This window comes from Gammaproteobacteria bacterium, assembly GCA_029862005.1.
In the GTDB taxonomy this organism is placed as follows: domain Bacteria; phylum Pseudomonadota; class Gammaproteobacteria.
In genome coordinates this window covers 84205-109876 of the sequence record JAOTYD010000001.1, presented here as the reverse complement: position 1 = coordinate 109876, position 25672 = coordinate 84205, and the positions used below count along the sequence as shown (strand labels likewise).

The window sequence follows — 25672 nt, the reverse complement described above, 5'->3', positions numbered from 1 at the left end:
ATAAGAGCCATGTTTACCAAAAAACTTTGTAAGGGACTTGCAGTGATCGTTTCAACCACGGTCTTCAGTATGTCAACAATCCAGTCGGCTTATGCCGGACCAGGCACGCTGGCGACAGCACCCCTGTTCCTGTCCACCATCGTCGAGCCCAACGTGTATTTCACGCTCGATGACTCGGGCAGTATGGACTGGAATCCGATGCAGGCGGCTTCGAGCATCTCTCCCCCTTCAGCCGCTCCGAGTGGTGGCTTGCCGATTATCGATACCCGACGTCGCGCTTATTACACCCCGACGTTTAATAATCTGTATGACCCCTGCCGGGAGTACTTCATGGTGCCGCCGTTCACCAACGGCGTCATTCCCGAATGGGACCGGGCATGGATCGTTCGTACCCACCTCGCGAACCGGAATTATTATAATCCCAACATCACCTACGAGCCCTGGCCTGGTACCAAGGCGGATGGTTCGCCGATGTATCTCGATGCGGATCCGACCAATGCGCTGGAGCATCCCGACAATCCGGGTGGCGAAAGTATCGATCTGACAGTACCGCACCTCTATACCGAGCCCTTTAACTGCGGTACTGATCCTGCCTCGCCTAATATGGGCGCGACCGTCACGCAGTGGATCCCGGTTTACTATACCTGGGCCCCGACCGACGGTGATGGCGATGGTATTATCGAAGACACCGACTTCACCCTGCCAGCTGATATTGCCGCACACCGGGTAACGATTGCCGCCGGTACGACGGAAATGCAGAATTTTGCCAACTGGTTCCAGTATTACCGCTCGAGAATGAATGCAACCAAGGCGATCATCGGTAGCACCATTAACAATACCGACGCGTCACGCATGGGTATGCGCATGTTCAACACGGGACACATGGAAGACATGGAAACCATGAGTGATGCCGCTAAAAAGCGCGACCTGCTAGACACACTCTATCAATATGTTACACAACGCCAGGGCACCCCGGCGCGAACCTCGCTGCTGGCAACCGGAAATTACTTTGATGACACCGGTGGCAGTGCGCCGATCCTGGATGCGGCCAGCGGTGGTGAGTGTCAGCAAAACTTCAACATCCTGATGTCGGATGGTTTCTGGAATGGTGGTAGCCCCAATGTCGGTAACAGGGACCGTGATGGCGGCAGTAATGATACGATATTCGATGGTAACGCTGCCCAATCCAACGATGGCGGAAACTATGCCGATACCGACAGCAACACCCTGGCCGATGTCGCGATGTATAATTATGAACGAGACTTGCGCGGCGACCTGGCGGATAACGTACCGACTCAACCCGGCATCGACGAAGCCGATCACCAGCACCTGGTGACCTATACCATTGCTTTCGGTCTGAACGGCACGCTCGATCCGACGGTTGATGATCCACTCGCAGTCGGCTTTCCCGGGTGGCCGACACCGGTTGCCAATACGAACACAACCGTTGACGATATGTGGCATGCGGCTTACAACGGACGTGGTGCGTACCTGAGCGCACAGGATCCGGAACAGCTCAAGGACTCGCTGAATGCGGCAATCGCCGATATCGCGGAACGTACCGCGACCGCGGCGGCGGTATCGATCAACTCGGCCAAGCTGACGACCCAGTCGGTAGTCTACCTGGCGCAATTCAATACCAACCGCTGGCAAGGTAATATATTCGCCTTCAAGATCATCGATCTGGACACCGGCGAGCTCTCCCCGACTCCTGAGTGGACCGCGGCAGACCAGCTCAACGCTCGCAATATTGTGACCAACCCGCGCACCATCCTGACCCACGATGGTACTGACGGTGCGCCGTTTCAATGGACCGACCTGAGCGCCCTGCAAAAGGATGATCTCAAGACCAATCCGGCGGGCGGCGTTGATCCTGATGCGGTCGGCCTGGCGCGCCTTGAGTACCTGCGCGGAGACCGTACTAACGAGGGTAGCGGATACTTTTTCCGTGAACGCCTGTCGTTACTGAGCGACCTGGTTAATTCCGGCCCGGTATTCGTCGGTGAGCCTGCGCTGAACTGGCCCGACACGGCGCCTTTCCCAAGCGCGCCCGGTGAGCGCTACTCGGACTTTAAGAACGGTCCGGCCAAGACCCGGGCCGGCATCGTTTACGCCGGTTCCAACGGCGGCATGTTGCACGGTTTTGCCGAGGCAGATGGCGAAGAGAAGCTCGCCTATATTCCCAGCAACCTGTTTTCGACTGCGAGCAGTGCAGGTTTACACTACCTGACCGATCCGAATTACGGTCACAGGTATTACAACGACCTGACTCCCACGGTTTCCGATATCTATGCCGATCTTGGCAGTAGTCTCAAATGGAGCACCGTGCTTATCAGTGGACAACGTGGTGGCGGGCGTGGCATTTTTGCGCTCGATGTAACCGTTCCGAGTGGTTTTTCTGAAGTAAACGCAGACAAGATCGCACTTTGGGAATTCAGCAATGCAGATGATGCTGACATGGGTTACACCTATAGTCGACCACAGATCGCGTTGACTAACGCCGGTACCTGGGTTGCGATATTCGGAAACGGGTATAACGACACCGGTGATGGTAAGGCGAAACTTTTCATCGTTGACATTGCCAAGACTACAGGCGGAGCCTGGATCCTCGGTACTGACTACTACAAAATCACCACCAATTCCGGTGGGACCGGCGTCGACCGCAATGGCCTCGCGACCCCAGCACTGGCCGATCTCGACGGTGACGGAGATGTCGATCGGGTTTATGCCGGCGATTTGAAGGGCCAGATGTGGGCGTTCGACCTGAGCAACTCCTCCCCCGGTGCCTGGGACCTTGCGGATGCCAGCGGCAAGCCGTTGTTCACCACCAAGGGCGATGAGCCAATCACTTCCAAGCCGACGCTCGCCTTGCATCCAACCGTCTCGAGTGATGGCACCAATGCGCCGAATGTCATGGTGTACTTCGGTTCAGGTCAATACCTGGTTGATGCTGACAAGGCCAGCATCAATGACAACTACTTCTACGGTGTCTGGGACCGGGGCGATTACGATCTCGACGACGGAGACCTGCAGGAGCAGACCTTCATTCCGGCCTATGCGCCCGAACGCGTGCTGACCCGAACTGCGGTCGACTACCTGGGCAGCAAATACGGCTGGTTCTTCGAACTGGATGTTAATGGTGAGCGCTCGGTGACCAATCCCGTGGTAAGGGGCGGACTCGTGTTCTTCAACAGCTTTGTCCCGGTCAGCGACCCCTGTTCGGTCGGTGGCTTCGGTTATCGCTTTGCCGTCGATATGATTAGCGGCGGTTCACCCGACGAGGTCGCGGTCGATGTTAACGGTGATGGTGTTATCGATGACAACGACAAGGCGTCCGATGGTTCGGGTAACACCGATACCATTGCCGCGATTCGCCAGGAAGGCTTCCTGCCGGAACCGGTATTTATCGAAGACATTGCCTATACCGCGGAAACACCGTCCAAGGTAATTGAGCTTCCAGAACCCCCAACCGGCCGCTTCGGGTGGCAGGAGTTAATCCAATGAAACAGTTTAAATCTTTCCTGACCCAGCTACTGGTTATTACGGCTCTGATGCTTCCGTGGGCAACCACGGAAGCGCAGGAGACTTTCGAACAGGCCGGCGGAATCTATTCAATCGGTTCTGGCAAGCTTGTCGTAAATGGTCAAGTGTACAGAATTGCCTCTGGCGCCAAGCTTCACAGTAGTGTTGCCAGTCGAAAAAAGTTTTCGGATTTTAAGAAAGGAGACGAAATCTATTTAAAGGGCAAGATACTTAATGGAGTCAATTGGGTCGATTTGATCATCTACTATACTCCGGAACCGTCCTAGTCAATTACATGCAGAGCAATACTATGAAATACTCAAAAGGCTTTACATTGATCGAATTGATGATCGTGCTTGCGATTATTGGCATTCTCGGCGCCATCGCCATGAGCTTTTACGGCGGTAACGTTATTGCCGCAAACCGTTCCGACGGTCGCGGGGCATTGACCCAGGCAGCGGCAACGCTGGAGAAATGCAAGAGCCTGTACGGCGCTTACAACCACGCCAATTGCACCCTGATTCTGCCGTTTACCACGACTACCAACTACTACACGATCAGCGCTACGACGCTTAACAACACCCAGTTTACGCTGGTCGCAACCCCGGTTGGTGGTCAGCCCCAGGCAAACGATACGGATTGCACCAGCCTGTCACTGACCCATACCGGCGTCAAGGCCGGAACCGGCGCCGTCCCCGCTGAATGCTGGTAAGCTAGACTTTTTACTGCTAACCACGGAGTCGATTTATCGACTCCGTTTGTTATTGGTATACTTCGCGTTTTAACCTGTCAGGGTAAACGCATGACCCGCAAAGCTGTTGCGCTTATTTCCGGCGGCCTCGATTCCCTGCTGGCCGCCAGCCTGGTCCAGCGACAAGGCATCCAGGTCGAAGGTATCAATTTCTTTACCGGCTTCTGCGTCGAAGGACATACCCATGCGATTCGCAAGCACGATCGCAATCGGGCGAAACGCAACAATGCGCTCTGGGTCGCCGAACAGCTCGGTATCAAGTTGCACATCATCGACATCGTCGACGAATACAAGGACGTCGTGATCAATCCCAGGCACGGCTACGGCGCCAATTTAAATCCCTGCCTGGATTGCAAGATTTTCATGGTGCGCAAGGCTTATGAATGGTTACAACAACATGATTTCGACTTTATCGTGACCGGTGAAGTCATCGGTCAGAGACCCAAATCCCAGCGTAAACGGTTGATGCCGGTGGTGGCGACGGAATCGGGTGCCGAGGATCTGCTGCTGCGGCCGTTATGCGCCATGAACCTGCCGCCGACGCTGCCCGAAATCGAGGGCTGGATCGATCGCGAACAACTGAAGGATTTTGGCGGACGTTCGCGTAAACCCCAGATAACACTGGCCGCGGAACTCGGGTTCGAGGACTATGCGCAACCCGCTGGGGGCTGCTGCTTTCTGACCGATCACAGTTACTCGGTCAAACTGCAGGATCTCTGGGATAACCGCGGTCAACGCGCTTACGATCTGGACGACATCATGCTGCTCAAAGTCGGGCGTCACATACGCCCGAGCCAGGCCTTCAAACTGATTATCGCGCGTGAAGAAGGCGAAAACCGGTTCCTGAGCGGTTACAAGCGACAATTTCAGACGATCAGCACCGTGAGCCATGCCGGTCCGCTGACACTGATCGAAGGCGAAGCGCTCGATTCCAAACAGCTGGAACTCGCCTGCGCGATCACCGCCCGTTACAGCAAGGGCCGCGACGCCGATTCGGTCGAGTTGCGTTTCAGCGACCGTGAACAGGGATCGCGCAGCATTCACGTCAAGCCGCTGCCCGCGGCACAGATCAATCCGGACTGGGTCATTGTATGAGCCCTGTGGTGGAGCTCGATGCACGTCGTCTGCTTTGCCCGATGCCGGTGATTCGCTTGCAGGATTGCGTCGAGAAACAGGCCAGCGGCGCTAAGGTCAGGATTACCTGCACCGATCCGGGTACCATGATCGATATCCCGACCTGGTGCCGGATCAACGGGCACCGAGTGCTTGTGAGCGAGCAACTGGAGCAGGAGTTTGTCTTTCTGGTGCAAAAAGACCTCGATGGAAATTAAACAGCGCCACCGTATAACGCGCCGGGTTACACTCACCGGAGCAGCAGTCAATTGCGGTCTTGCGGCGCTGCAAATCACCTTTGGTCTTCTCGGTAAGTCACAGGCGCTGCTCGCCGATGGATTTCATACACTCTCCGACCTGAGCACCGACTTTATCGTGCTTTACGCGTCCGGGCGCGCCGCCAAGGAAGCGGACGAGGACCATCCCTACGGCCACGGTCGTATCGAAACCCTGGCATCGCTGCTGCTGGGTAGCATTCTTATCATGGTCGGGGTCGGCATTGGCCTGCGCGGAGTAGAAAGTATACTTGCCCCGCTAACGGTAAATCCCGAGGTTATAACTGTTGTTTTTGCGCTGCTTGCCGTCGTGGCGAAAGAAGGTCTTTACCACTACACGCTGCGAGCTGCGCGTAAAACGCATTCGACGCTGCTCGAATCCAACGCCTGGCATCACCGTTCCGATGCACTCTCGTCGATCGTCGTCGTGATCGGTATTTCGGCGCAGTTGCTGGGTGTTCCATACATGGACGCACTGGCCGCGATCGTGGTCGCCGTGATGATTTCGGTAATGGGATTTCGCCTGGGACAGAAAGCACTGTATGAGTTGATCGATACGGGTCTCAACTTCGACCTGGTTGAGGAAGTGCGCCAGGCGATGCTGGCTAACGCGAGCGTTGTTGGAATCCACAACCTGCGCACCCGCTCGATGGGCGGTTTAGGGTATATTGACGCCCATATCGAGGTCGATTCGGATCTGACCGTTTCCGAGGCGCATTTTATCGCGCACAACATAGAACATCTCGTGAAAAAGCAGTTCCCGAAGATCATCGACGTGCAGATCCACATCGACCCGCTGGACGATGCGGTCAAGGATTCGGTGCTCGCGAAACTTCCCGAACGCGACACCATCGAAAAGGATCTTCAACATGCCTGGGATAAATTGCCCGGGCATGCGCAAATCATCCAGACCAAGCTACATTACCTGGATGAGCTCATCGAGGTCGACCTGGTGCTGCCGGTATCGATGTGCACACCAGAGCAGGCAGCAACTATAGGCAAATTGCAGCATGCGGCCGCCAGCCTCGACTATGTGGGTAAGGTGAATATCTACTACGTCGCTTGATTTTGCACTTTATTGGTGCAATTTTGTCATAATTGACTCCCAAACCCGGATTTTTGCACGATAAGTTGGCATCGAGGCATTAATCGGTACAATCTGCCCTGTTTTTGGCCCCGATTTTGGAGAACTGAATCATGTCTGCGTCTGATGTGTTGAGCAAGATTAACGAGTACGGCGTGAAATTCGTCGATTTCCGCTTTACCGATACCAAGGGAAAGGAGCAGCATGTCTCGGTCCCGGCAAGTACCCTCGGGGAAGATACCTTTACCGAAGGCAAAATGTTTGACGGCTCCTCGGTGGCTGGCTGGAAAGGCATAAACGAATCCGACATGATCCTGATGCCCGACCCGGCAACCGCGGTGCTGGATCCGTTTACCGATGAACCCACCATCAACCTTACCTGTAACGTGGTCGAGCCCGCCACGGGTGAAGGCTACGAGCGCGACCCTCGCTCCATTGCCGAGCGCGCCGAGGCTTACCTGAAGGCATCCGGAATCGCCGATGCTGCTTACTTCGGCCCGGAAAACGAGTTTTTTGTCTTCGACGACGTCAAGTGGTCGACCGAAATGGGGCATTGCTCTTACCAGATCGAGTCCGAGGAAGCCGCCTGGAGCTCGATTAAAATGTACGAAGACGGCAACATCGGACATCGGCCAGGCGTTAAAGGGGGCTATTTCCCGGTACCCCCGGTGGATTCGTTACACGACATTCGCTCGGCAATGTGCCTGGCGATGGAAGAAATGGGCCTCAAGGTCGAGGTTCACCACCATGAGGTCGCAACCGCGGGACAGTGTGAAATAGGTGTGGAATTCAATACCCTGGTGCGTAAAGCCGATGAAATCCAGGTGCTGAAATACTGTGTCCACAACGTCGCACACAGCTACGGCAAGACCGCAACCTTCATGCCGAAGCCACTGGTCGGTGACAACGGTAACGGTATGCACGTGCACATGTCCCTGGTCAAGGACGGGGTTAACCTGTTCGCCGGCGAAGGCTATGGCGGTTTATCGGATACCGCGTTGTACTACATCGGCGGGGTGATCAAGCACGCGCGCGCGATCAATGCTTTTGCCAATGCTGCCACCAATAGCTATAAACGACTGGTACCGGGTTTCGAAGCTCCGGTCATGCTCGCCTACTCCGCGCGCAATCGCTCCGCTTCGATACGTATTCCCTACGTCAGTAATCCGAAAGCACGCCGTATCGAAGTACGCTTCCCGGATTCAACCGCCAATCCTTATCTCGCGTTTGCCGCACTGATGATGGCGGGACTGGATGGCATCAAGAACCAGCTGCACCCGGGTGAAGCGATGGACAAGGATCTCTACGATTTACCGCCCGAGGAAGAGGCCGAAATTCCACAGGTCGCCTTTTCATTCGACCAGGCGCTGGATGCGCTGGACCAGGATCGCGAATTCCTCAAGGCCGGAGGCGTCTTCACCGATGACGTGATCGACGGCTACATCGAACTGAAGGACGAGGAAGTACAGCGTCTTCGCCTCGCGACCAATCCGGTTGAGTTTGACCTTTACTACAGCTGCTAGGCTTTCGTTTGTACGACCGACAAAAAGGCCCCTCGCGCGGGGCCTTTTTTGTCTGCAACCGTATGATCATGATTCGAGTCAGCAGCGATTAAATGCAGCAGCCAAAACTAAATTCGGTCCAGGAGATCGACAACGGTTATCGTATTCTCGATACGCTTAACTCGTCGATACTCTGTCTCGATGGCGAGCGTTGCATCACCTACGTTAACACAGCCGCAGAAGTGCTGTTCGAAAGCAGCGCCTCGAGCCTGATCGGGCGCAGATTCGACAGCCTGCTGAGCCAGGTAGAACCTTCCAGTATCCTCTCGAAGCTGAAACTCGACTCAATTGCGTTTACCGAGCACGAAGCGGTGATCACTCTTGAAAATGGTAAGGCCATTACGGCCAGCTACAGCATCTATCCGCTCGACGGGGGGCAGTCGGATGACGCGCTCGTCATTGAAATTCGTCAGCACGAGCACCAGGCACAGTTTGCACAGGACGAACTCAATCAGTTGCAGAAACAGGCCACTCAGCAGCTCGCGCGCGGGATCGCGCACGAGATCAACAATCCGCTGGGTGGCATTCGCGGTGCGGCACAATTGCTACAACGCGCGCTCGATCGTCCCGAGTGGAACGAGTATACCGAGATCATCGTCAGCGAGGTCGATCGCCTGCAATCCCTGACCAGCAAGATGCTGGTGCCCGGCAACAAAATGCAGCGCAAACCGGTAAATATCCTCGAGGTGCTGGAGCATATCCGCAGGATCATACTGGCGGCCGAGCCCGATCGAATAACGATAGAGCGCGATTACGACCCGAGCATTCCGGAAATCATGGCGGATCGTGACATGCTGATCCAGGCCTTCCTGAATATCGTGCGCAACGCGGTACAGGCAATCGACGGAAGCGGTGCGGTAATCTTCAAAACCCGCGTAGGACGTCAGTTTACAATCGGCCGGGTCACTCATCCGCTGGTGGTACAGGTCGATATCATTGATAGCGGCCGCGGCATTCCGCCAGATCTCGGCGAAACTATATTTCTGCCGATGATTACCGACAGGCCCGAAGGCAGTGGCCTGGGTCTGCCGATTGCCCAGGAAATCATCTCCCGACACGGGGGTACCATCCACCTGCACAGTTCGGAAACCGGAACGACCTTCAGCACCATTTTGCCCATGGAAAAAACATGACTCAAGCGACCAATAAAGTACCTGTCTTAATCTGGGTCATCGATGATGATCAATCAATGCGCTGGGTACTGGAAAAGACCCTGACCAATAATGGCTACCAGGTGAGGGCCTTTGAATCCGGCTCGGTAGCACTGGCAAGTTTCAAGCGCACCGATCCCGGGGCGCGACCAAGCCTGATTATAACCGATGTCCGCATGCCCGGAATCAACGGATTTGAATTGCTCAAGCAAATCAAAAACATATCACCACAAACACCGATCATCGTGATGACGGCCTATACCGATCTCGATACCACGGTGCAGGCGTTTCACGATGGCGCTTTCGAGTATCTTCCCAAACCCTTCGATATCGACGACGCGCTCGAGCTCGTGGCACGCGCCTGCGACCCGGTGATCGAAGCCAGCCCGGGGCCATCGCGACTGCCGGCCCAAATCAGCGACTGGCAGGAACAGCTGCGCCTGTGGGCGAAGCAGCAATTGTCCCAGGGCGAAACCGACATTCTGAAAAATGCCGCCCGGACCTTTGAAAAAACCCTGCTCGACTGCGCCCTCGAGGCCACGCGTGGACGTAAACAGGATGCCGCACGATTGCTCGGCTGGGGTCGTAATACGCTGACGCGTAAATTAAAGGAACTCGGCTAGAATTGTCATTCCGGCACAAGCCGGAATCCAGTCTTTAATGGACGCGCGAAAAAATCCCGCTACCCAGGAATAGGTCACAGGAGCAACGAATCATTCGGAAATGCATTTCATGTAGGCTTGTTCAAGCGTTTCCGCCTGGTAGTGCTGCAGGCAATCGTCCGGGGTACCCTGGTACTTCATTTCGCCATCATGCAAAATTCCGAACCGATCGCAAAGATCTTCAGCATCGGTGAGCAGATGGGTGCTGTACAAAACCGTGCGCGCGGAAGATTTTTCATCGCGCATCAATTCCTTGAACCGGTAACGCGCACGCGGGTCGAGACCGCTTAAGGGTTCATCGAGGATCAGCAACCGCCGCTCAAGCATGAAGCAGCTTACCAATCCCAGTTTCTGCACCATGCCCTTGGAGTACCCGCCTACCCTGGAATCCAGCCGCCGGGACGGAAAGTCGAGGCGTTCAGCGAGTTCGTCTATTTTTTTACGGCCGGGATTCTGATGGTAAACCGCGGCGATAAAATCGAGGTACTGGCGCCCGGTAATGTTTTTCTTGACGTTGAATTTTTCCGGCAGGTAAGTGAGTTGATCGCGGCATTGCCGATCCTGGTTATCGAAACCGAAGACACGTATCTCACCACCGGGTTGAGGCCGGATTAGATCGAGAATTAGCTTGATCAGGGTTGATTTGCCGGCACCGTTTACACCCGCGATCGCGCAGTATCGCTGTTCGTCCACTTCCAGGTTGAGGGCTTTAAGGATTTCGAGGCCCGAAACCGAGTAACTGATATTGGAAATCGAGAGCGCCGGGGTCATAAATTAACAGTATTCAAAAATCTCCGTCCTAAACAAAAATGGCCCGCCGAACGGGCAGGCCATTGTGGCAAACTAAGATTGTGATTTATAGACGAAAAGCCATATTGTAGCGCACATTGTCATCATAAGGCAGGCCGGCCTGGGTATTAACCGCGCCAGCATCCATTGGTGCGGGAGGTACATCCGACTGGATACGCCCGGAATCTGGGGTCCCGTCATCGAGCCTGCCCTCGATAATTTTCGCGATCGGCCCCTCAATTGCGCCAAAAATGGTGACATGACCGGAAATCGCCAGTGATCCATCCTGGACCCCGATTTGGCCACCGTAGGCATTGGATGGACGGGTAGTGTCTTTCGGATCGCCTGGAACCAGTCCCGCCGCGCGCAAATGAGCATAAAATTTTAGCGTTTCATCAGCGCCGACAGCCCAGGGAGGGGCAGCTATGGGAGCATCCCAGTCATTTCCAAGACCAATAACGCCGTCGCCGTTACCATTGGGGTTATCGGCGGGCGCGTATACTGTGAACCTATTTACGGCGTCACTGTCATCCCCCGGCAGCTGCAGATAGCGGTCCTGGTAAGAAAACATGGCCGCAGCGATACCCGCGTTATCGCTTTCGATACGCTTGAGCTTGGCATTGGTAATCATTTCCTGGCCCTTCAGGACGCCGCCTATCAGCAGGCCCACGATAACCAGTACGATGGCGATTTCTACAAGCGTGAAACCTTTTTGTTTTATTAACTGCATGTAATTCTCCCTATGTTTCGGTTGTGTCTAAAAATATGTATGCATTTAACATGCCAAAACGAATAAATCTATGTAATTCTTAGCCACACAGCAGATTTTTTACTCAATTGAGGGTTGATTGTCGGGATTCAGTCAGCTTTTGTTGAAATTCCAACAGCTTACTTTCGAGAAAACGCCTTTCGTCCGGGTCGTGCACCGCACTCGTCTGCAGCAATGACTGGACGATTGCGATTGCTGATTCCAGTTCATTCAGGTCGGCAAGCAATAAGAACTGGATATCTCGCGCCCAGGGCGGGATTTTCAGGTGGGTCGGTTGCTGTGCGATTTTCTCGGCCAGTTTCAGCGCCAACTCCAGGTCGGCGAGACGGTGCTTGGCAATCACGCTGGCCTCCGCCAACCGGCGCCAGTGTAGCTGGGGATTGTCGTCGAAGCGGCGCTGGATAAAATCGAGAATCAATCGCAGCCGCTGATGATCTCGCGTTGTCGTGTAAATCCGGGACGACAGCAGCATTGGGTACTCTGTCCCCGGGCTGACCAGAGTGATCTGCTCGAGCCAATCGATCAGCACATGGTAATCGATCTGGCTGTAGACGAAGTGTTGCCCGGCCTGGCTATCGTGCAGCTGCAGGCGGACCGCCAGCAAGTATCCCAGCAATTGTTCCGACCCCATCGCGATACTGCGATAAATCGAGGCGTCAAACGGTGGCGCAAGCGCTCTGAAGCTGGTTTCGAAGCGTGACTTACCAGTGTGGTAGTAGCAGATCTGAATGCCCAGTAAAACCAGGAATCCCAGCAGTACGGGTCGCGGTAACTGTAGAATCGGACGTTCGGATCGATGCACTAGAAACTGATTTCCTTGCGATAAAAATCAACCAGGCAGACCGCCAGGATGAACAGCGCATAGATTGCCACCGTGACAAACTGGTCCCCCAGCGTTGTCAACAGATCGACGCCGCCAAAGAAAACATCATTTTCGGCAAAGCTATTGACGCCCGGTACGATATAGAGTATCGAGCTGAAAATAAATTCAATCGCACGGCTAGTAGCACTGCCTTCTGATAGTCTGACCGTTTCGCTCAACATCAGGGTTATCAGTCCGGACAATTTTGCCAGCAGGTATATAGCCAGCGCAAAGAACACCGCCTGCGGTATTTTTTCGAGGCTCAAGATAGCGAGCAATCCGAGCACACCCAGTAAAAACAGCTCCATCCACAGGGCCGTGGCCCAGTAAAATCCGATTGCGATACCGCTGTACATCGACACCAGCATCAATACCGGTAATACCAGCAACAGGCATAGGCTCGCAATCACCAGGGTTTGTGCCGCTACGTATTGCCAACGTGCCAGAGGCATTGTCAATAAACGCTCAAACTGGCCCGACTCATAGTCTTCGGCAACGCTGATGGCTATCGTCAACAGGGCCAGCAGCGCAAGGCTGTAGCGTAAAAAATCGGCGATAAAAGCACTCGCGATCGCCTTGCCATTAATGATTGCCAGTTCACTGATGAAGCTTCCCGTCAATACCGAGGCAAGCACGAGAAGTATCAGCAACACAAGCAATCGTCTACTCATAATTCCAAGCATCAGGTAACGGAACAATGATATAGTTTGAGCGAGCATATGAGTTTCCTGCACCTTTGATTAGAATCAATTCGTTACTGCAACATGGCCAGCAAATCCTGGCCTCCATCTTGTTGCTTTTCCATTTACTGATCTGGGCGGTGGATCAGCCTTTACAGCAGTTTAGTCTAACTTTCATATTGTATGGCCTATTCCTGCTCTGGCAACCACTGTGGAGCAAGAAAGTAACAATCAAGCGGGCGCCAGTTGTTTTTTTGGCACTGGTATTCATGGGGCTGGCTTATTCTTTTCCCGACGAATCATTGGTCTTCTTTGGCCTCATTTTGTCCGGTTTGATTGGCAGCCGCTTACTCAGTCAGACCGCATTCCGATCCTTTGACCTGCTGGCGCTGCTGATTATCACGCTCGAAATGTCGGTTGGAGTGATTCCGGAAGCGTTTCCACAGATCCAGTTACCATCCTTATTTGCAGAGTACATGCAAACCGTGATCCTGGTGCCGGTGCTGCTGTTTTTCTTTGCGCCCAATCCCGACCACCAGACGCAGGGCCGCAGCCAGGTAGACTTGATGCATGGACTGCTGGCATCAACCCTGCTGTTTATCGTGTTACTGGGTGGTATTGTCATCAACCTGCTTTACGGGGTTGATTACATTGATGGCCTGCTGCTGACGGTATTTATCGTTGCAACCCTGACTATCGGCATTAGCTGGTTCTGGAATCCAGGAGTGGGTTATTCCGGCATTGGAGTTTTGTGGAATCGCTATGCAATGACGATCGGGGGACCATTTGAAGCCTGGATTAACACTTTGACCACCCTGATTGAAGAGCGCTACCTGACGCCTAGCGAATATCTCGAGGCCGCCTGCGAACACCTGGTCAACAACGACTGGCTCAACGCGATTGAATGGTCATTTGAGCACTTCAAGATCGGCGCCGGTGAAAAAATCGGCACCCGGCTCAAACACCAACTAGATGACAAACTGAGCGTTGTACTTTACTTCAAGGCCGATCCAGGCACTGCACTCGAGCAACACACCTTTCTTTTAGTCCGCATGGCCTACCAGTTCTATCTGGCCAAACTAAATCAGGAAAAAATACGCGCGCAGGAACATTTCGCTACCATCCACCACACCGGCGCCCGGCTGACGCATGACATCAAGAACATACTGCAATCAATCAAAACCTCGATTGATATTCTCGATACGGATAGTGGAACCGCAGATTCACAAAAACTGTTGCAAACCAACCTGAATCAAATTGGGATTCGCCTCGAAAATACGCTCAACAAGCTGAAAGCACCAAAGCTCAACACCCAGATCACCCTGGTCGATTGCGAAAAGTGGATCAAACGCATTTCCAAGCGGCATAATGCAATCGCGCGCCTGCATTTTCACCACGATATTGACAATAACGTGGCGGTACCGGTCGATTTGTTCGACAGCGTCGCCGATAATCTGATCAACAACGCGCTCAACAAACCATCCGCTAAGCTGATCGATCTGCGCCTGTTATCCAGCAAAGACGTTATCGTGTTATCCGTTTGCGATGACGGCGAGGCGATCGAACCCGAAATCGAAAAGAACCTGTTTATGCAACCGGTATCGTCCGGGAGTGGCATGGGTATCGGCTTGTACCAGTCGGCCATCATGGCACTGGCGTTCAACTACGAACTCGAACTCAGCCAGAATGAACACGGTCGTGTTTGCTTCAATTTAATTCAGCAACTGGGGGAGTGAATAACCGGTTACGACCCTCGGCGACGGGCTGCGCGTATCAACAGTAGTACCATTAAAACTCCAGGCTCCTGCAAGATGGGATCCCGGGTCAGGGCGCGATTGCCCGGAATGCGAGGTTTCAGGGGAGTTGGCCTGCTTCGATCATCTTCGAGTAGAGGACATGCGGTGATGCCCACCTGACGACGTCGTCGAAATCGTCGGCAAAACCGGTGGGACGACGTACGAACGTGGTTTGACCGACGCCAACATCCTTGAGCAGGTACTCGTTGCCACTGGGTCCGAGTACCATGCCCAGGTTGGTAGTAGTTAAAACACTTCCAATGTTCTCCAGTTCATCGTTGACCGGAACAACCGCATTCCAGTTCTTGCCCTGCGAAAGCAACACAAATGGCGCGCCCGCATAAGCTCCGACACCGTTGGCATTGCCGAACACTTGATTCGCCCCGGTGCACTCGTCATCGGTCGTGGTGCCATTGTCATCGCAGATCAGGTAGCGACCGTCGAGATCAATGTATCCATCCGGTGGACCAGGTAACACATCCACCAATCCAACGGTACGCATTTGCCCATTTCGCACAAAATCGGAACCACCCGCACCATTGGCATCATTATTGGTCACATAATACCGGTAGGGATTACCCCAGGGATCGAGCAACAGGGTATCCTGATTGAGTTTTCCGGTAAGCCCCAGTGTATTTACCGGGACAAAGCCGCCGTAGTTGTTACAATCGACTCCACCACCGCCATCTTCGTTGCCGTTCGAGTTCGGAATTGCCGGGCAGGGTAAGCGACCGTTAACCTGCGCAAAGCCGATGATCGCCTCGATCACCCGGTCCATTTCCACCTCGACCGCGCGATACTTTTTCAAGTCCTGCTGCTTCGGAAACAAAGCCACCGTATAGCCGAGTAAAATTCCCACAATCAACAGTACGATTGCAATTTCGACCAGGGTAAAACCCAGTTGGCCTTGTTTCCTGCTCATAACTCGTCCACCACAAGGATTTTATCATTGCCGTTCAAGGCCCTGACATCGAAGTTATCATCTATATCATCGTTCTCAAGGTCGAAAACATCGCTAACATCATTACTTAAATTATCCAAAGCTTCATCCACCCAGTCATGTTGACCGGCTATCGCGAGGATCGATATCTTGTCATTATTACCGCCGGCCAAGTTCTCGACCTGCAGGCAGTCGGTTCCCGCGGTGCAGGGTCCGCCAGCTCCGCCCGGCAGATAATCGCTGGCGTAAGCCATCTGAATACTGTCATACCAGGCATCGCTAAAGGCCCAGTCGGGCAGCTCCGGGTAGTAGCGCAAACCAAGTGTAACGTTACCGACAGTCATATCGCCGGCCACTAGGGTGCCGGTTTCCTGTATGTCGAAATTATTTAAGTAAAACCGATCGATTTCATAGCTTAAGGTTACCGGTACAGCCAACATATCCGCCCCAAGATAAACACCCTGGATCGTCGCGTGACTGCCGCCATCGGCGGCACTGGTAGCTGTTATAACAGGCGCATTGGTGTAATCCATATCGAAATTGACCGGCGTACCCACCGGAAAATCTATTTCGGCAATCACGCGAAGTGCCTCGACAGCGGCCAGGTTATTGGGGCTTCCCGGTGTCGGATTACCGATCGCATCACGATTGCAGTCCGACAACTGGTCCCCACCGGCAGGGCATATGGTCCAAATGCCGGTAGCTGGGCCCAGAGCATTCTCATCCCAGAACCAGCGTTCGACCTGGAAAGTCTCATTGACGATTGCGGTAGCCGATAAGCGGCCGTCATCCCCGACCACATCCGCGATATCATTAAAGGAAATCGTTTGTGGCAGTGTCGATATCGCGCTAAAGACGTGCTGAGCTCCCGCGTTAAAGTCGAAAGTACCGGTTGTAACTATCGGGGTAAGCTGATCGAAACCGACCTTCGTAGGGGTAACCGGGTAGCTCAGACTGAAATCAAATTGAAGCTCGGACTCGATAGGCTGACTTCCCGCTTCAATAAAGTAATTGCTGTAAATGGACGGGACGCGCCCGATACGCCCCAGAAAATTAGCCTGCTCGGTTGCAAACACCGGGTCGGATGGATAGTCGTCGAGCTCCGGGTATCCACCGCCCAAATCATTGACCGCGTAGTTATACAACCAGGGGTAATTATCGCCAGCCGCCACGTCGTTATCGATTCGCAAATCGTAGGCCGTAAACGCATTTCGATAAGCCTGCAGGGTCGCTTTTTCCGCGACTTCGATCACTTCCGCGGCGGTGATCACCGCGAATTGATCATTGACGATAATCGACGCCGACGTCAGATCGTCAACCCGCCCGAGGATAAAGCCGTTGGTTGCGCTCTGAGCGAACTGGGCGTTGTCCTCGATGCCGAAAAAAAGGTCAAGATAATTAACAGGGTTGATAATACCGGGATCCGTATCCGCAGTGGTATCAAAAGCATCATCGGCGTTGGCAATGCTGCGATCCTGAGTGACTCCGGCGCGGGCAGTGGGGGCGCCAGGAGCGATAATCACCGCGGCCACGCCGTTTCCAGTCGAGCCATCAAAAATGATATTGCCAACCTGATCGCGAATGGTGATCGTACCGAAAGCGTCGCTGTTGATGACATTACCACCTGCAACATTGGTTGCAAAACTATCAGATACCGCGTACCACAATCGTTGCCCGTCGGCGTCACGTATATCGTAGAGATTTAAATCAGGCTGGCCCCAGGGCAGTCTCCCCAGCTGTATACAGGTGCCAATAACCGTGTTCGGTGTACCATCATTATCAGTATCCGCACAGGGAAGGCGCCCCGGTCCGCGCTGGTTAGTCGCCGGGTAGTTATAAGCGAATTGCAGCAGGGCCTGTTTGGCCTCAGCGAGTACGCGCTTGTTGTGAAGATATTTCTCGTGTTCAACCTGCTGCTTGGCATCCTGGGTGAAGCCAGCAACCACAACGCCACCGATTCCCATCAACGCCAACAGTGTCAACAATAGTACGTAACCGTTTTGCCTATTGTCGCCGCTACCCATCACGACTAATTCTCGACAGGGGCCAAGAACGTAATCTCAATTGTTTCGCCACTGGCAGCATAGTAATGCTTACCATCTGGTGCGGTAATCCTGACCCGGATATCGCCGTTCATCATTACCCTGATCTTGCTGTTGTTATCGAGTGCCGCGCCATCCTCGTAGGCCTGCGAATTAATCCATACGGTGCGTGATCCGTCGCGCGAAATCGTAATTCCAGAAATTTTATATTCGCGGATAACTTCTTCCTGGAACCTAGCCTGAATTGGCCCTTCGATCGGTTCCTCCACCACAACCAGTTGTTTTTGCTTTATCTCGTCACTCTTATAACGATTTGAATTGATAATCTGGCGCTCTTCTGGCGTCGTGAACAATGTCGACAATTCGGCCGCGCTTGCCACTTGCGTCACCAACAAAAGCAAGGCTACCAGCCCCGTGTTTGCCTGTTGTTTTACGCTTTTAACTTGCATCGATGGTCACCCAGCGAAAAGTGCAATCGGTACTCAGGTTTGCTCTTTTTGTATCAAGCGAGCGATTGATATTGGTATTCCGACTGATCGAGCAACTATCTACCGTAAATAGGTTTTTTATCGACAGGCGCAATCCTTCCAACAGCGCAAACAGGTCTTCTTCGTGCAGTAAACCAATGTTCAGGTTCATCGGCGAACTCTTTACCGTAACGCCGCGTTTTACCTTGAATCCAGGGCGCTTGAATTCTTCCTGGGGAAGCAGGTTGTAGGTCAGAGTCGGCAAACGCAAAACCTCGTTGGTGGTTTCCAGACTTTCGATCCAGCTCAGGCGGCGTTCCTTGCCAATCAACCCCGAAGCTTTGTACCCGTTATACAGATTGCGGTACTGCTCGAGCAGGTCAATATCGTTGATAATATTGCTGTAAAGTTTATGAGTTGAGCGTAACGTGGAAACCGCTTTTTCGTATTCTTCCTGCCGCGCCTTTTCATACTGGAAACCCGCGACCACGAGTGCTGCTGCAATCAGGATTGCCACCCCAAACATGATCAGGGGTCGCCTCAGGTAAAACCAGTCTATCTTATTCATTCTCTGGCACCTCCCTGACAACACGAAACGCTAGTTCAGCAACCGACACACTGTCCCTGCGCCCTGTGCCCGCATCGCCAGCCAGTTGATTCTCCGATTCTATATTCAGTGGACGCTTAGTGATTTCAACCGAATAGTATTTCCCCGATTCGGCCAACGTTTTTTCGAGGTCTTCTACTGCGCTTAGTGCATAACGATAGTTGCCGTCAAAATTGAGGAATTCGCCCTCAACCAATGCGATTTCAAAATATCCCTTTTTCGGTTTAGGCAGGTTCTTTGCCTTATTATCAGTCGTGCGCCTGCGTTTTCTGGGTTTGCCCCAGCTGACTTCTCGATAGACCTTACTGTCCGAATAGTTCGAGACAAACCAGTCGATCTTTTTGACGCGAATGTCGGGAAAAATGCTGACATCGTTACTGATCAGGGCCAGCAATTCTTCCGGATCCCGCAGGTATCGATCCTGGATAGCGTCCACGGTTTGCACAACATGCTGCATGCTCGTGGTCGACGTCGTCGAATCAATCCGATTCTCGCTGAGTTGATTATACTTGGCCTTGTATTTTTGCTCGATCAGCGTCGTTTCGTTGATGGTGTCCTGATAAAGCCAGCCTTTGACCCCGCTGGTTAACGCCATGCCTAATCCCAGCGCAAGCAACGCGATGCTGGCAAAACGCAGTGCCAGTCCTGCACGATGGTGCTGAAAATAGCGGCGTTCGTTCGGTCTGGCATAATGATTGAGCATTAATTTTTTACTCGCCAGGTAGCAATAAAGCCCCGAACTGAAATCCTGTTCGTCATCAACGTCGATTTTTTCGCGTTCAAGCAACTGGTTGATTTCATAAATCTTGAAGTCGAAGTAACTCTCCTGCTCACAGCGTACCGTCAATTTATCGAAATGCCGTTTATTGGTGAGAATGTGGACCGCCACGGTTTCCGAGCGCTCAACAATGCGCTGGCTGATCAGGTATCGCTGCGTCGATTCGACATCGCGCAGCACATCAGAAGCATAATCACCCTGGTAAAAGCTTGCGATCGGAACCAGACGACTCAGCACCAGTTTGCCATCGACGAAGACCGATTGACGCAGATTGCTGGGTACCTGTTGACTAACCAGGATTACTGCCCTGTTATCTGACTGAAGTTCCTTGATGTAATTTTCAGATAACAGGGGCAAGCTGATGATGCCTGACAACGGGGTACGTGTTTCTTCGATTATTTTGAGCCAAGGCTCAAGCAGGTATTGATTGGTAAGACCAATCAGTAATAGCTTTTCTTCCTTGCGGGTTTTCTTCTCCACCGATTGCGATATCGCAAACTTGTATTCCGAGGTGCGGAAATACTTGGCAAAATTACGATTCAGGATAGCCTGACGATCGGAACCTCTCAGTAACGGCACCCTGACTTGACGGAATTCTTCTTCGATCAAATCAACCAGCAGGCGCACCGGCTCGTTCTTGAATGAACGCAGGTAGGCACTGAACAGATCAAGGCCCTGGTCATCGGGTTCGAAGTAAACGCTGCTCATTAGTTTACGACCGGACCATTCCTGCGCAACCATTCTGTAACCTGTGAAATATAGGACTCTTCTCATGTCTATACCGTTAAAAATCGATCGTCGAGATGGTGTCGTAAATCGGCCCCAGTACAGAAAGTGCAAGCCAAAGAACGATGATGCCGATAGTTGCCATCAAGGAAGTCTGCAATACCGGCTCCATTTTCTCGATGCTGTCGTTGATGTCACGATCAAAAAAGTAGCTCACGTTATTCAAAGATTTGTCCATCTGACCACTGGATTCGCCAACCCGCAACATGCGTACGACAAGTGGCGGGAATATCCCGATATTCTTGAACGCTTCGCTAATACTGCTACCTTCTGAAATCTGCTGCCAGGCGCGGTCGATACCGTCCTCAAGCACGGCGTTACTGACGACACCCTTACTCAGGTCGATTGCATCCAGTACCGTAATTCCCGAGGCAAACATCAGCGAAAAGTAACGCGTGAAGCGCGAGATTTTGATCTTTTCATTTACCGGACCAATCACCCACAGTTTCAGCAACAGGCCATCCAGTCGGAAGCGCGCCTTGCTGCTCGTCCGGTAGAGATACTTGAGAACAAAGAAAATCACGAAAGGTGCGGCAATCACCAAGTACCAGTAATCGATCAGAAAGTTCGACACCATGATCAACATTCGTGTTTCGAACGGAATCTCTCCGCCCAGCGAGACAATCGCATCCATGATGTCCGGCACAACAAAGATCATCATAAACATGATGACCGACAACACCAGCGTGCCGATAACCGCGGGATAGGTCATTATTTTCTTGGCCTTGGAAAGCAGTTCATCCTGCCACTTCAGGGTTTCGGTAATGTCGACCAGAACCTCGCTCATCTTGCCGCTACGCTCGCCTACACGGATCAGGCTGATGAATACATCGTCAAAAACTTTGGGGTATAGATCCAGCGCTTGCGAAAACGAGTTACCACCCTCGATCGCTTCAATCAGACCGGTAACAATATCTCGAAAAGTCGGATTCTCTTCGCCATCACGTAAATCGGCTAGCCCCTCTAGCAGCGGCACCCCGGCACGGGTTAGTTGCTCGAGGTAAAACGAAAAGTTGATTAAGTCACGGCGGCCGATCTTGTTGCGCCCAAACAGGTCTGAACCCAGATCCTTTTGTTTGTAGGTAACGAGGTCCATCTCCATTTTTTCAAGACGCACCTCGAGATCATTGATATTACCGGCATCGAGACTGCCCGAGATAAATTTGCCGCTGGCATCAATGGCCTTGTATTGATAGAGCGGCACGCCTATTCCATCCGCTCGGTCAGATCGGCAACACGCGCGACTTCCTTGATTGACGTAACGCCCTCGATGATGTGACGAATTCCATCATCGGCAAGCGTGAAAAATCCCTGTTTGTAAGCCGCGTCCCTAATCTCTTTAGTGGTCGCTCCATGCGCGAGGAGATCGTCGAGGTCCGAATTCATCTTCAGGATTTCGAGCAGGGCCATACGTCCTTTGAAACCCGTGTTATCGCAGCTGGTGCAACCTTTAGCCCGGTAAATCTTGGCGGGAACATCACCGCGAGAGTTGCTGAGCATTTGCATTTCTTCCTTGCTGGGCTCGTAAGCAACTTTACAGAACTTGCACAGCTTGCGTATCAGGCGCTGAGCGACGACGCCGATAATATTTCCCGCCATGATTTCCGGGATAATACCGATGTCCCGAAGTCGCGGCAGCGCACCGATCGCGGAATTGGTATGCAACGTCGAATAGACCTGGTGACCCGTCATGGCGGCGCGAAACGCCATTTCAGCCGTTTCCTCGTCACGCACCTCGCCCACGAGGATAACATCCGGGTCCTGGCGCATCAGCGACTTGATTCCACTCGCAAAATCCATGCCTGCAGCCTCGTTAACCGAGGTCTGTCGAATCAAGGGGAACGGATATTCCACCGGATCTTCGAGTGTCATGACGTTAATTTGCTCGCTGCTCAGATAGTTCAACAACGAGTATAGCGTCGTGGTTTTACCGCTACCGGTTGGACCGGTTACGAGGATGATACCTTCCGGGCGCGACATCATGATTTTGAGTGTACGCAATGACTCCGCGGGCAATTCCAGATTTTCGAGTGGAATTACACCTTTCTCACGGTCGAGCACCCTGAGCACGATATTTTCACCGTGAATGGTCGGTTGAGAAGCAACGCGGAAATCGATCTGGCGACCGATGATGGTGCGCGAAATACGACCATCCTGCGGCGCCCGGGTTTCGGCAATGTTCATGTCCGCCATGACCTTGAGACGTACTGCGATCGCCGGCCAGTAAGTCTTGTGCAGGCTTCGAATCTGGCGCAACACGCCATCAATACGGTAACGGATGCGGAGGAAGCTCTCTTCGGGTTCAAAGTGTAAATCGGAGGCGCCGCGCTTGACCGCATCGGAAAGCATAACGTCGACAAGACGCACCAGCGGCTGGCTATACTCCTCGATATCACCCTGGTAATTGGTGTAGTCGGCTTCCCCGGTTTCGATTTCACGCAGAATGCCATCAATCGACAGTTCGTAACCGTAGAACTGGTCGATCGCGTTGGAGATTTCAGCCTCGCCGGCAAGTACTGGTAATAATTCAATATGTTGACCAATCTGAATTCGAATCCGGTCCAGCGTAAACAGGTTGAAGGTATCTGACATCGCGATCGTCAACGTGCTGCGGATCGGGTCATAGTTGAGCGGTATGATCTTGTGCTTGCGCGCGGTATCCGAATTGATCATCTTGATCGCATCGGGATCAGGTACCACGCGCGACAGGTCAACGCTCTCCTGCTCGAGCGCTTCTCCGAGCGCCGAACGCATGATGGCTTCGGTCGCAAATCCCAGATTGACCAGCAACTTGCCTAGCGGTTCGTGAACCTTCTTCTGTTCGGTCAGGGCGATGTTCAGCTGATCTTCGGTGATAACACCTTCATCGATCAGGATCTCGCCTAAACGCTTGGGCTTGTTTTCCGCGTTCATTGTTTTGCTAGCAACTCCAGTCGCTGGTCGACGACGTCTCTGCTGAACGTCGCGGGTCCATTCTCGAAATTATCCAGCGCGCGTCGATAGTATGTGATCGCACTAGCGGGTTGGGAAATGTGTTCCAGGCTTACGGCAAGATTATAGGCGTAATTCGGATCGCCCGGATTACTCTGCAGCGCCCTGAAATAATAGCCCTGCGCTTCTTGCCAGCGATTTTGCGCGCCATAGACATTTGCCAACGTAAAATTCAAATGCGGCGAACCGGGTTCATCGCGAAGCATCAGTTTCAACTGCGACTCGGTTTCCAGGGGAGAATAATTGGCAACGGATATTAACGATGCCATCGCCAGCGAATCCTTGGGATTAGCCAGCAACAGTGCCTGGTAGTCCTCAAACGCGGCTCTGCTGTTGCCATTTTGAACATTGATAGCTGCCCGCGCCAGGAGTGCATTGCGGTTACCGGGATCTATATCAAGCACCTGGTTATAGCGCGTCATCGCCAGTTCGTCATTACCGGATTTATAGGCAGCATAGGCCTCACGCAGCCAGATATCTTTTTGCCCAACCTGGCTGCTCAATGAAATCTGGAGGTTTGACACAGCGCCTTCAGGCTCTTTCGCCGGGGTTTCGGCCTGATCTATACTTGCGACCTCGGTATTCGTGGCCTGGTCCATTTGAGGCTGAACCTGAACCTGCTCCGGGCTTACATAAGCAACCTCGGGCTCGGGTTCCGTGATCACAGCCTCGGGCTCGATCGCCGCTTCGATTTCTTCAGATCCGACCGCAACTTCACCTGTATCGGTAGTGCTTTCGGCACTTTCGATTATTTCCATCGCACGCGTGTCTACACTGGGTTCGGGCTGCGCAAACAAATTCGAATCCTGATCCTGGCTTCCGGACTTTATCAAGCCCGGCATGGGATCACGCTTTAACGGGCGTAAACTGGTGTCAATTTGGTCCGATTCAAACTGAAACTCGAAGGCGCCAAAGATGCCGATTGCGAGAATGATCACGATTGCAATACCTGTGTAAATTTTGGCATTATGCATGCGCTGCGCTGACGATTTGCTGCGAAAAACCTTCTTCGCATAGTCTGGCGTCATTACCGCCTCGGAATCATTTTTCATACCGGCAAATAATCGGGACGCATCGTCACTTGGCAGTTTCATCAAAGTGCGATCGTAGTTATCCGGGGCATAGGTGTAGGTACCGGTAGAATCTGTGCGCGTGGCGGTCGACTGGGTATCAAGCGCAGTACCGGTGACGCCGGTTTGTGTTGCCGATTTGGTCTGGGTTGCTTCGCCGGGAGGAGGTTGATGCCGCGTGGTATCCATCAGCCCGAGACCATCGGTTTCGGTAGCATCGCCCGGGATCTGCTCCGTCTGCTGCCGGGGATCGGTCAGCGATGTATGACTGGTAAAATGCGTGTCGTCACGCTCCACCAGTAATAGGGACATGTCTTCCTGCAATTCGGTCAGGTCATCCTCGACTTCAGCACGGGTGGACTCTGCATCATCAGCCTGGACATTAGTTTGGTGAAGGGTTTGATCGAACTCGGTTTCGTCCCTGTCCGCCTCGATCTGGGTTGATTCCAACTGCGTCTGAAGGGCGGTCTGATCAAATTCGGTATCTTCGCCAACTGGAGGTTCATCCTCGGGCTCGATATGCGTCTGAACTTCGGTTCGATCTTCGCTTGTCGTAACCTGGCTCAGTTCGGTAACATCTTCTGCCTCACGCCTGACTAGTTCCGGTTCTCCCATAAAATCCGAGACATCTTCCTCGGCAAAGACAATGGTTTCATCCTCGCCGGTTTGCATCTGGGTACTTAAATCCGTCAGCTGTGTGTCGGCGGTTTCGACGATAGTTTCATCATCGCGCTCAACATGCGTATCTTCAACCTGAGTTTGTAACCTGGATTCGTCAAATTCCGTCTGATCCTGCATGTCACGCTGAGATTTCTGAAGATTGCGATCCGTATCTTCAAGCTCGGAAATATCTTCCGGGGCCGAAACCACAATGGTCTCGTCGGACGTTTCCGCCCCCGGAATATCTTCCTTGCTCTTTTTCGCCTTTTGCTCGGCGGCTTTCTTGAGCGCGTCTAGCAGTAAACTCATCAGTTA

At 53.0% G+C, this 25672-nt stretch carries 22 protein-coding genes and 1 pseudogene; 11 read left to right on the top strand and 12 right to left on the bottom strand.

Annotated elements, in window-relative coordinates; translation table 11 throughout:
- The first annotated feature begins 9 nt into the window (after window positions 1-9).
- The 10 genes and pseudogenes from OES20_00535 (at window position 10) to OES20_00490 (ending at window position 10081) form a co-directional block, all read left to right on the top strand.
- Window positions 10-3504, top strand: a complete 3495-nt coding sequence (locus tag OES20_00535) for a PilC/PilY family type IV pilus protein (protein MDH3633165.1) — start codon at window positions 10-12, stop codon at window positions 3502-3504.
- A complete protein-coding gene (locus tag OES20_00530; GenBank protein MDH3633164.1) occupies window positions 3501-3809 on the top strand; it encodes a hypothetical protein in 309 nt (102 codons plus the stop codon). The genes OES20_00535 and OES20_00530 overlap by 4 nt, the downstream gene beginning before the upstream one ends.
- A gap of 23 nt (window positions 3810-3832) precedes the next feature.
- Window positions 3833-3913: pseudogene (locus tag OES20_00525) on the top strand (prepilin-type N-terminal cleavage/methylation domain-containing protein).
- Window positions 3911-4234 carry a type IV pilin protein gene (locus tag OES20_00520; GenBank protein ID MDH3633163.1) on the top strand — a complete coding sequence of 108 codons (324 nt, stop codon included), beginning with the start codon at window positions 3911-3913 and terminating at the stop codon, window positions 4232-4234. Before OES20_00525 ends, OES20_00520 begins: the two are co-directional and overlap by 3 nt.
- 90 nt (window positions 4235-4324) lie before the next feature.
- Window positions 4325-5368 carry a tRNA (5-methylaminomethyl-2-thiouridylate)-methyltransferase gene (locus OES20_00515; protein ID MDH3633162.1) on the top strand — a complete coding sequence of 348 codons (1044 nt, stop codon included), beginning with the start codon at window positions 4325-4327 and terminating at the stop codon, window positions 5366-5368.
- Entirely contained in the window at window positions 5365-5604 is a 240-nt protein-coding gene (locus OES20_00510) for a sulfurtransferase TusA family protein (GenBank protein ID MDH3633161.1), read from the top strand. Before OES20_00515 ends, OES20_00510 begins: the two co-directional genes overlap by 4 nt.
- On the top strand, window positions 5594-6727 hold the full coding sequence (locus OES20_00505; protein ID MDH3633160.1) for a cation diffusion facilitator family transporter: 1134 nt from the start codon (window positions 5594-5596) through the stop codon (window positions 6725-6727). Before OES20_00510 ends, OES20_00505 begins: the two co-directional genes overlap by 11 nt.
- A gap of 131 nt (window positions 6728-6858) precedes the next feature.
- Entirely contained in the window at window positions 6859-8268 is a 1410-nt protein-coding gene (gene glnA / locus OES20_00500; GenBank protein ID MDH3633159.1) for a glutamate--ammonia ligase, read from the top strand.
- Between the two features lie 92 nt (window positions 8269-8360).
- On the top strand, window positions 8361-9440 hold the full coding sequence (gene glnL, locus OES20_00495; GenBank protein ID MDH3633158.1) for a nitrogen regulation protein NR(II): 1080 nt from the start codon (window positions 8361-8363) through the stop codon (window positions 9438-9440).
- Window positions 9437-10081, top strand: a complete 645-nt coding sequence (locus tag OES20_00490) for a response regulator (protein ID MDH3633157.1) — start codon at window positions 9437-9439, stop codon at window positions 10079-10081. The genes glnL and OES20_00490 overlap by 4 nt, the downstream gene beginning before the upstream one ends.
- A gap of 90 nt (window positions 10082-10171) precedes the next feature.
- Here the strand turns inward: OES20_00490 and OES20_00485 are convergent, their stop codons facing one another.
- From OES20_00485 to OES20_00470, 4 genes are all read right to left on the bottom strand, one after another.
- On the bottom strand, window positions 10172-10891 hold the full coding sequence (locus OES20_00485) for an ABC transporter ATP-binding protein (GenBank protein ID MDH3633156.1): 720 nt from the start codon (window positions 10889-10891) through the stop codon (window positions 10172-10174).
- Window positions 10892-10976: 85 nt separating this feature from the next.
- Window positions 10977-11639, bottom strand: a complete 663-nt coding sequence (locus tag OES20_00480; protein ID MDH3633155.1) for a prepilin-type N-terminal cleavage/methylation domain-containing protein — start codon at window positions 11637-11639, stop codon at window positions 10977-10979.
- A gap of 103 nt (window positions 11640-11742) precedes the next feature.
- Entirely contained in the window at window positions 11743-12480 is a 738-nt protein-coding gene (locus tag OES20_00475) for a hypothetical protein (GenBank protein MDH3633154.1), read from the bottom strand.
- Window positions 12480-13259: a hypothetical protein gene (locus tag OES20_00470; GenBank protein MDH3633153.1), complete on the bottom strand. Its 780-nt coding sequence runs from the start codon at window positions 13257-13259 to the stop codon at window positions 12480-12482. The genes OES20_00475 and OES20_00470 overlap by 1 nt, the downstream gene beginning before the upstream one ends.
- Window positions 13260-13276: 17 nt before the next feature.
- On the opposite strand from OES20_00470, the gene OES20_00465 reads away from it, so the two are divergent.
- On the top strand, window positions 13277-14956 hold the full coding sequence (locus OES20_00465; protein MDH3633152.1) for a HAMP domain-containing histidine kinase: 1680 nt from the start codon (window positions 13277-13279) through the stop codon (window positions 14954-14956).
- A gap of 118 nt (window positions 14957-15074) precedes the next feature.
- Here the strand turns inward: OES20_00465 and OES20_00460 are convergent, their stop codons facing one another.
- Genes OES20_00460 through OES20_00425 form a run of 8 tightly spaced genes read right to left on the bottom strand, consistent with a single transcriptional unit; the run spans window position 15075 to window position 25666 of the window.
- Entirely contained in the window at window positions 15075-15938 is an 864-nt protein-coding gene (locus tag OES20_00460) for a type II secretion system GspH family protein (protein ID MDH3633151.1), read from the bottom strand.
- Entirely contained in the window at window positions 15935-17983 is a 2049-nt protein-coding gene (locus tag OES20_00455; GenBank protein ID MDH3633150.1) for a hypothetical protein, read from the bottom strand. The genes OES20_00460 and OES20_00455 overlap by 4 nt, the downstream gene beginning before the upstream one ends.
- 2 nt (window positions 17984-17985) lie before the next feature.
- Window positions 17986-18447, bottom strand: a complete 462-nt coding sequence (locus OES20_00450) for a hypothetical protein (protein MDH3633149.1) — start codon at window positions 18445-18447, stop codon at window positions 17986-17988.
- Window positions 18437-19033, bottom strand: coding sequence for a hypothetical protein (locus OES20_00445; GenBank protein ID MDH3633148.1), 597 nt, complete (start codon window positions 19031-19033; stop codon window positions 18437-18439). Before OES20_00445 ends, OES20_00450 begins: the two co-directional genes overlap by 11 nt.
- Window positions 19026-20591 carry a hypothetical protein gene (locus OES20_00440; protein ID MDH3633147.1) on the bottom strand — a complete coding sequence of 522 codons (1566 nt, stop codon included), beginning with the start codon at window positions 20589-20591 and terminating at the stop codon, window positions 19026-19028. The genes OES20_00445 and OES20_00440 overlap by 8 nt, the downstream gene beginning before the upstream one ends.
- Window positions 20592-20634: 43 nt before the next feature.
- A complete protein-coding gene (locus OES20_00435) occupies window positions 20635-21840 on the bottom strand; it encodes a type II secretion system F family protein (GenBank protein MDH3633146.1) in 1206 nt (401 codons plus the stop codon).
- Between the two features lie 2 nt (window positions 21841-21842).
- Complete coding sequence (locus OES20_00430) at window positions 21843-23549, bottom strand: ATPase, T2SS/T4P/T4SS family (GenBank protein MDH3633145.1); 1707 nt, start codon at window positions 23547-23549, stop codon at window positions 21843-21845.
- On the bottom strand, window positions 23546-25666 hold the full coding sequence (locus OES20_00425) for a tetratricopeptide repeat protein (protein MDH3633144.1): 2121 nt from the start codon (window positions 25664-25666) through the stop codon (window positions 23546-23548). The genes OES20_00430 and OES20_00425 overlap by 4 nt, the downstream gene beginning before the upstream one ends.
- Between the last annotated feature and the right edge of the window lie 6 nt (window positions 25667-25672).